This is a genomic window from Rhizobacter sp. P3_C12 (assembly GCF_056402735.1).
The window spans coordinates 1-9,183 of the sequence record NZ_JBFUGW010000250.1; the positions used below are offsets into that span (position 1 = coordinate 1).

A 9,183-nucleotide genomic window follows, 5' to 3' on the forward strand; every position below is an offset into this window, starting at 1 on the left:
CTGCAGCTCGGCCACCAGCGCCGTGGCCGCGGCTGCCGCATCGGCGGCCGGATCGAGATCGATGCGCCGGCATTGCAACTCGGGGTGCTCGATCGCGACCACGTGGCTCATGCCCCAGGCCGTGGCCTGCGCCGGGTTCGCCCCTTCATGGCGGTGCGTGGCCTGCGCGCCGCGCGTCGCGATCCACAGCCCGGGCCGCGACGACCCGGGTTGGGCCGCCATCGCCTGCACCGTCTGCAGCAGCGCGCTGACGATGAACTGCTGGTCGCGCAAGAGGTCGTCGGTCGACAGCCCGGCGTGGGCCGCGAGGTCCAGCGCCTGCAGTTGCACGACGCCGCGGCACGGCAGCGGGCTGCGCAAGGCTTGCGCGAGTGCGTCGGCAGTCGGTGCCACCAGCTCCGGCAGGTCACCGGCGCGGCGCAACTCGCCGATCAACGCGTCCGCGAAACCGGCCCGGTCGGCCAGCACCAGCCAGCGCGACGGTTCACGCTCGACCGCGGCCACCGGCGCCTGCGCGACGAACACCGCCTGCTGCGCCAGCACCGGGTGCGTCGTCGCGCCCGGCAGCGGCGTGGCGCCCTGCAGGCCGTGCTGCGACAGCAGCGTCGTCCAGCCCTCGCGCGGCATCAGCGCATAGCTGCGGCGCTGGGTGTCGGTGTAGGCCCACCAGCCGTCGAGCAGGCCGACGGTGAGGTCGCCGAAGCGCTGCGGCGTCGTGCCTTCGAGCAGCACCAGCACGCCACCGGGCGCGAGCAGTTGCCGCACATGGCGGATCGTCACGTCGAGGTCGGGCGTGGCGTGCAGCACGTTGGCGCCGAGCACCAGGTCGTAGCCGCCGGCCGCGAAGCCCTGCTCGGCCGGCGCGCGGCCGATGTCGAGCAGCTCGTAGCGCATGAAGCCGTGCGCCGCGAACTTCTCGCGGGCGCGGTTCAGGAACAGCGGCGAGACGTCGGTGAAGGTGTAGTCGATGCGCACGCCCTGCGCCGGCAGCATCGGCAGCACGTGGCTCGTCGTGCTGCCGGTGCCGGCGCCGATCTCCAGCACGCGCAGCGGCCGGCCGGCCGGCCACGCGGCGGCCAGCGCGCGCACCGTCTCGGCGATCACGCTGTTGTAGGTCTTCGCGGGCGGCGAGTTCTGGTACAGCCGCTCGGTGTCGGCCAGCGAGCCGCCGGGGAACAGCAGCGCGAGCGGGTCGGCCCGGCCGCGCAGCACCGCGGCCAGCTCGCGGCCGCAGCGGCGCGTGAGCACCAGTTCGGCCTCGCCTTCCGGGTGACGGGCGAGCAGGTCGTCGGCGAGCGCTTCGGGGTCGGTCTCGTCGGGCGTGCGGCGCACGACGAAGCTGCTGCCGTCGCGCACCAGGATGCCGTCCTCGGCCAGGATCGCCAGCATGCGCTGCACGAGGCGGGCGTGCGCCGGCAGTGTGTCGAAGCGCGCCGGGTCGATCGCGGTGGCGGGGGCGAAGCTGCAGCCGAGTGCTCGCAGCGCACGCACGACGTAGGCCGAGGCCAGGTGGTCGAGGCCGCCCAGGAAACCGGCGTAGGCGTCGAGGCCGTTCTGCGCGGCCAGGGCGTCGATGCGGGGCAGCACGCGGCTGGCGAGTTCGGCCGGGGCGAGCGGGTGCAGCGCGGGGCGCACCGAATCTCGCCAGGCGATCTCGTGCAGCATCTGCTGCACGCGCGGCGCGAGGCCGGTGTCGGCGGCCACGGCCACCGGCGCGGCGGGCGACGGCCGCGCCGCGCTCGCGAACGCGGGCCAGTAGCGCTCGCGCTGGAACGGATAGGTCGGCAAGGGCACGCGGCGGCCGCCGCGGCCGGCACCGAAGCCCTGCCAGTCGATCTCGACGCCCTGCACGTACAGCGCCGCGAGGCTGTCCAGCATCTGCTCGCTGTCGGGCTTGCCGCGTCGCAGCGACGGCAGCCAGTCGCCGCGCTCCGGCAGGCAGGCACGGCCCAGCCCGAGCAGCGTCGGGTGCGGGCCGATCTCCAGGAACAGCTCGCAGCCGGCATCGGCCAGCGACTGCATCGCCGGCGCAAAGCGCACCGCGGCCATCACGTGCTCGCGCCAGTAGGTCGGGTGGGCGATCTCGTCGCCGATCAAGCGCCCGGTGACGTTGGAGACCAGGTCGATGCGCGGCGCGCTGTAGTGGATCGTCTGCAGCACCTGGCCGAAGGCATCGAGCATCGGCGCCATCAGCGGCGAATGGAACGCGTGCGAGACCTTCAGCCGCGTGACGACCAGGCCGGCCGCCTGCAGCTGCGTGGCGATCGCATCGACCGCCATCGCGAGGCCGGAGATCACGATGTTGTCGGGCCCGTTGACCGCGGCCACCGACACCTCGCGGCGCCACGGCGCCAGCAGGTCGGCGATGCGGGATTCGTTCGCCATCACCGCGAGCATCGCGCCGTTGCGCGGCAGCGCGCCCATCAGGCGGCCGCGTTCGGCGATCAGCCGCAGCGCGTCTTCCAGGCTGAACACGCCGGCGATACAGGCCGCGACGACCTCGCCGACGCTGTGCCCCATCACCGCCTGCGGCTGCACGCCCCACGACATCCACAGCGTCGCAAGCGCGTACTCGACGGCGRACAGCGCCGGCTGCGTGTACTCGGTGTCGTCGAGCGGCGCCCCATCGCGGAACAGCACGTCGAGCAAGGGCATCGGCAGCTGCAGCCCCGCGGCGCAGCGCTCCAGCGCCGTGCGGAACACCGGTTCGCTGTCGTACAGCCCGCGCGCCATGCCGATCGATTGAGAGCCCTGGCCGGTGAACAGGAACGCGAGCTTCGGCGGCCGCGCCGGCGCGGTGCCGGCGAACACGCCCGCGACCTCCTCGCCGGACAACCAGGCCGACAGGCGCTGCCGCGCGTCGGCCGGCGTCGCAGCACTCACCGCGAGCCGCTGCGCAAAACGCGCCCGGCCGGTGCTCGCGCTGAAAGCGAGGTCGGCCAACGGCGCGCCATCGGCGAGCAACGGCAGGTGTTGCTGCACCAGTTCGCGCAGCGCCGCCGGTTGCCGCGCCGACAGCGTCAGCAGTTGCAGCGGCCGCGGGTTCACCGCCACCGGCGCCACCTCGGGCGCCTGTGCCATCACCAGGTGCACATTGGTGCCGCTGAAGCCGAACGAGCTGACGCCGCCGATGCGTTGCGCCTGAGTCGGCCACGGCCCGAGCGCCGTCGGCACGCGCACCGGCAGCTCGTCCCACGGAATGAACGGGTTCGGCTGCTGCAGGTGGATCTGCCCCGGCACCTGCGCCTGCTGCAGCGCCATCGCCATCTTGATCACCGCGGCAACGCCGGCCGCGGCCTCCAGGTGGCCGACGTTCGCCTTCACCGAACCGAGCAGCAGCGGCGCACCGGCCGCGCGGCCTTCGCCCATCACCGCGCCCAATGCCTGCACCTCGATCGGGTCGCCGAGCGAGGTGCCGGTGCCGTGCGCCTCGACGACGCCGACCTCGGCCGGCAGCACGCGCGCATCGGCCAGCGCGTCGCGCAGCACCGCCTCCTGCGCCGGGCCGTTCGGCGCGGTCAGCCCGTTGCTGCGGCCGTCCTGGTTGGCGGCCGAGCCGCGGATCAGCGCGATCACCGTGTCGCCATCGGCCTGCGCATCGGCCAGCCGCTTCAGCACCAGCAGCCCGCAGCCCTCGCCACGCACGAAGCCGTCGGCGCGCGCATCGAAGGCCTTGCAGCGGCCGTCCGGCGCCATCATGTGCGAGCGCGACAGCGCGACCGTGATCTCCGGGCTCAGCACCAGGTTGACGCCGCCCGCCAGCGCCTGGTCGCATTCGCCGCGGCGCAGGCTGTGCACCGCCTGGTGGATCGCGACCATCGACGACGAGCAGGCGGTGTCGACCGAGACGCTGGGCCCGCGCGCACCGAGCACGTACGAGAGCCGGCCCGACGCGATGCTGTGCGCGATGCCCGACGCGGTGTAGGCGTCGTAGCTGTCGACGCCGCCCTGGCGCAGCAGCTGCCAGTAGTCGCCGGCCGACATCCCGACGAACACGCCGGTGCGGCTGCCTGCGACGCGTTCGGGATTGATGCCGGCGTGTTCCAGCGCCTGCCAGGCCACCTCGAGCAGCAGGCGCTGCTGCGGGTCCATGCTGAGCGCCTCGCGCGGCGAGACGCCGAAGAAGTGCGCGTCGAAACCGTCGACCGGGCCGACGAAGCCGCCGAAGCGGGTGTTCATCGTGCCGGGGTGGTCGGGATCGGCGTCGTACCAGTCGTCGATGGCCCAGCGTTCGGCGGGCACCTCGGTGATGGCGTCGACGCCGTCGCGCAGCAGCGCCCAGAATTTCTCCGGCGTGTCAGCGCCGCCGGGGAAGCGGCAGCCGATGCCGACGATCGCGATCGGCTGGTGCGCGGCCCCTTCGAGTTCCTGCACGCGCTGCTGGAGCTCGTCGGCCAGCAACGCGAGGCGCTTCGGCGAGAAATGGCTGATGCGTTCCAGGAAGTCGGACATTCAGGGCCTCTTCAATTTCTTGGCGAACATCGCCTCGACTTCTTCGTCGCTCATCTCGTCGAGCGCACCGACCGCGTCGACCGGCTTGGCCACCGCCACGGGCGCAACGGGCACCACCAACTCTTCGAGGTAGGCCGCCAGCGCCTCCAGCGTCGGGTGGTCGAACACCAGCGTGGCCGGCAGGCTGCGCGCCAGTCCGAGCCCGGTGCCGAGCCGGTTGCGCAGCTCCACCGCCATCAGCGAATCGAGCCCCAGTTCGTTGAGCGGCTGGCGCGGGTCGATCGCCTGGGCGCTCGGCGCATCGACGACGCGCGCGACGTGCTCGGCCACGAAGCCCAGCAGCCGCTCGCGGCGGCGCTGCGGCGTGGCCTGCTTCAACTCGTCGATCAGCGCCGCGCCGGCCGCCACCGCGGGCTTCGCGTCGGCGTGCTTCGCGCCGGGCTTCACCGCGCCCTTCGCGTGCTCGGTGAAATGCGCGACGAAGCGGCCATGCGCATCGCCACCCGCGAGGAAGCGCTCCCAGCGCACCGGGAACACGCCCGCATGGGCGGCTTCGGCGCGCATCAGCTTCTCCAGCAGTTCGAGCCCGTGCGTCGGCGTGATCACGTCGATGCCGCGCGCTGCCACACGCTGGTCCACCTGGCGATCGGCCGCGGCGCCGACCTCGCTCCAGGCGCCCCAGCTGATGCTCAGGCCCGGCAGCCCAAGCGCGCGCCGGTGCGCCGCCAGCGCGTCCATGAACGCGTTCGCCGCCGCATGGTTCGCCTGGCCGCGCGAGCCCAGCACCGAGGCCATCGACGAATACAACACGAAGAAATCCAGCGGCTCGCCGCGCGTCAGCACATGCAGCGCCCAGCTGCCGTCGAGCTTGGGCCCGAGCGGGCGCACGAAGCGCGGCCAGTCCTGCTGCAGCAGCGCGCCGTCTTCGAGCACGCCGGCCGAATGGATCACGCCGCGCAACGGCTGCCCGCCCTGCGCGATGCCGCCCAGCACGCGGGCGACCTCGTCGGCGCGCGACATGTCGGCCTGCACCGCCTGCACCTGCGCGCCCTGCGCCCGCATCGCGTCGAGCGTGGCCTGCGCCGCCGGCGACGGCGCACGCCGGCCGACCAGCACCAGGTGCCTGGCGCCGCGCTCGACCAGCCGGCCGGCCGTCAGCAGCCCGAGGCCCGACAACCCTCCCGTGACGAGGTAGACGCCGCGCGGCGTCAGCGATTGCAGCGAGGCCTGCAGCGCATCGTGCTGCGTCAGCACGACCTTGCCGGTGTGCCGCGCCTGCGCCATGAAGCGGAAGGCCTCGCCGCCGCGCTGCAGCGGGAACGCATGCAGCGGCAGCGGCTTCAGCTCGCCGCGCTGCACCGCGGCCATCACCTCGGCGAACAGCGCCTGCGCCGCGGCCGGGTCCTGGTAGCGCTGCGCGTTCAGGTCGATCGCGTGGTAGCGCGCCAGCGGGCGCAGCTCGCGGAACTGCGACCCGCTCCAGATGTCGCGCTTGCCGATCTCCAGGAAGCGGCCCTGCGCCGACAGGCTGCGCACGCTGGCCGGGATGAACTCGCCGGCCAGCGAGTTCAGCACCAGGTCGACGCCACGGCCTTCGGTGAGCTGCGCGATCTCGACCTCGAAATCGAGCGTGCGCGAGTTCAGCACATGGGTGGCGCCGTGCGCGCGCAGCAGTGCGCGCTTCGCCTCATTGCCGGCCGTCGCGAACACCGTCGCGCCGGCGCGCAGCGCGATCTGCAGCGCCGCCATGCCGACGCCACCGGCAGCCGCGTGGATCAGCACCGTCATGCCGGCGCGGATGCCCCCCAGCACGTGCAGCGCATGCCAGGCGGTCATCAGCGCGAACGGCAGCGTCGCGCCCTCCGCATAGCCGATGCCGGGCGGCAGCGGCGCCACGTGCTGCACGCCCGTCGTCACGTAGGTGGCGAAGCAGGCCTCGCCGGTCGCGACCACCGCATCGCCGATCGCGAAACCCTCGACGCCTTCGCCGAGCGCGACGATGGTGCCGCTGCATTCACCGCCCAGCGGCTCCGGGTCGGCGCGCAGCGCGACGGCGTTCATGATGTCGCGGAAGTTCAGGCCGGCCGCGCGCACGCGGATCTCGACCTCGCCGGGGTCGGGCGCACGGCGGCTCATCGGCATGAGCGGCATCTCGTCGAACACGCCGCTCGCGGCCTTCTCGAGCCGCACCGGCACCGGATCGAACGGCTCGGCGCTGCCGTGCACCAGCCGCGCGACGAAGGCCTTGTCGCCGCGCAGCGCGCGCTGCGGCTCGTCGCCATCGGCGCAGAGGGCCTGCCACAACGCGCCCGCGTCATCGTGGCCGTCGAGGTCGATACGCGTCGTGCGCAGCTCCGGGTGTTCGAGCGCGACGACCTTCGCGAAGCCCCACACCGGCGCCTGCAGCGGGTTCGGCGTGTCGCCGTCGACGACCGGTTGCGCATCACGCGTCGCGATCCACAGCCGCGGCGTCGTGCCGGCCGCGAACGACTGCGCACCGAGCGCCTGCACCAGCTTGAGCAGCGAGCCGAGGCTCGCGCGCTGCGTGTCGATCAGCGAAGCGGCGGACCGCCCATCGGGCGCCGCGAGTTCGAGCGCGCCGAGGTGGACGATGCCGCGCAGGTGGCGGCCGGCGAGCAGGCCGGYCGGCTCGGCATCGGCCGGCGCGATCACCACCTCGTGGCCATCGGCACGCATGCGCGCCGCCAGCGCCTCCCCAACGCCGCCGCGGTCGCCGACCAGCAGCCAGCTCGACGCCGGCAGCGCATCCACCGCCTGCACCGGTCGCCGCGCGGCCAGCAGCACCTCGCGTGAATTCGGCTGCGGCGCATCGATCGCCGCGGCCTCGAAGCCGAGTTCGTCGAGCAGCGCCAGCCAGCGTCCGCGCGACAGCAGCGGGTAGGCCGGCCGCAGCGCGCTGTCGGTGAAGCGCCACCAGCCGTCGGTGAGCCCGAAGGTGATGTCGATCCAGCGCTCCATGCCGGCCACTTCGAGCATCAGCAGCGTGCCGCCGGGCGCGAGCACCTGGCGGACCTGGCCCAGCGTGCGCGCCAGGTCGGCCGTCGCGTGGATCACGTTGGCGGCGATCACGATGTCGAAGTGCTGCCCGGCCAGCTGCGCCGCCAGCGAGCCCTCCAGGTCCAGCGGCTGGAAGCGCATGAACGGGTGCACGCCGAAGCGCTCGCGGGCGCGGGCCACCATCAGCGGGCCGATGTCGGTGAACAGGTAGTCGCAGCGGTCGGCCGGCAGCATCGGGGCGACCCACGCGGTGGTGCCGCCGGTGCCGCCGCCCACTTCGAGGATGCGCAGCCGCTGCCCGGCCGGCAGCCGCGCGAGGGCGGCGCGCACGGTCTCGCGCAGCAGCTGGTTGTAGGCCTTGGCCTCGGGCGCATCGCGGTACAGCGCCTCGGCCAGCTCGGCCGAGCCGTTCGGGAACAGCTGGTGCAGCGGGTCGGCGCGGCCGGCCAGGATGTCGGCCAGCACCGCGCCGCAGTTCGCGGTCAGCATGATGCGCGGGCGCGAAGCCGGGTGGCATTGCACCAGCGGCGCGACGCGCTGCGCCGGGTCGGGCACCGGGTGCCAGTTCGCGACCGTGAACGCATCGCCGTCGTGGCGCAGCCAGCCGTCCTCGGCCAGGATCGCGAGCAGCCGCGGCAGCAGCCGGTGGTAGCGCGGCGCGAGGTTCAGCGCGGCCGCCAACTCGGCGCTGTTCACGCGTTCGCCGGTGGCCGGCGACCAGCCGAGTTCGACGAGGGCGCGCGCGATCCACGCCGCGCTCATCGCCTCGAGCGCGACGAAGGCCTGCTGGTAGTCGGCCAGGTCGTGCTCGCGCGACAGGTCGTCCAGGCGCGGCCCGGCCTGCGCGGCGAGTTCGGCCGGCACCGGCAGCCAGCGGGCGTCCGGCACCGGCTCCCACGCGATGCGGTAGACCGGCTCGCTCGCGGCCGCGCTCGCCGGCGCCGGGGCGGCGCGCAGCGCGATGCCATGCATCGTCGCGACGGTGCCGTGCGTGTCGAACAGCACCAGCTCGGCCTTCAGCGTGTCGGCGCTGCCGCCGGGCGTGATGCGCACGTGGCTGCTGAGCCGCTCGCCATGCGGGCGGTGCACCGCCAGGCGGCCGATCGCGAGCGGCAGGTACGCACGGCCGGCAGCGGCCTGCGCCGGCAGCGCGGCGGCCATCACCTGCAGCGCGGCATCGAGCAGCGCCGGGTGCATCACGTAGTCGGCGCGGCCGGCAGCGGGCGGCAGCGCGATCTCGCCGAGCGCCTCGCCGTCGCGCCGGGCAATGCGCTGCACGCCCTGCAGCGCGGGGCCGAACGCGAGCTGGCGCGCGGCGAGGTTCGCGTAGTGGCCGCCGGCGTCGATCGATTCGGTGCAGCGGGCGCCGATCGCGCCGGCCGGTTCATGCGAAGGGGCGGCATCGGCATCGGCATAGCTGCCCTGCACATGCGTGTGCCAGGCGTCATCGGGTTCGCCATCGCCGAGCGACAGGATCTCGAAGGTGTCGGCCTGGGTGTCGGCACTGCGGCGCAGCAGCAGCTGCAGCGTGCGCGCTTCGCCGGGCGCGAACACCAGCGGCTCGGAGATCACGACATCGGTCACCGCACGCGCCGCGCCCTGCACCACGCGGCTCGCGGCCAGCGCCATCTCGAGGAAGCCGGTGGCAGGCAGGATCACGCGGCCCTGCACCTGGTGGTCGGCCAGGTAGGGCAGGTCGTCGCCGCGCAGCGT

The 9,183-nt window shown here is 73.8% G+C and carries 2 protein-coding genes; both read right to left on the minus strand.

The window, feature by feature from the left end; all coding sequences use genetic code 11:
• On the minus strand, nt 1-4,452 hold a 4,452-nt coding region (locus AC1DXV_RS27035; protein ID WP_477936470.1), incomplete at its 3' end, for a type I polyketide synthase.
• Nucleotides 4,453-9,183: SDR family NAD(P)-dependent oxidoreductase (locus AC1DXV_RS27040; RefSeq protein WP_477936472.1), on the minus strand; the 4,731-nt coding region annotated here is incomplete at its 5' end.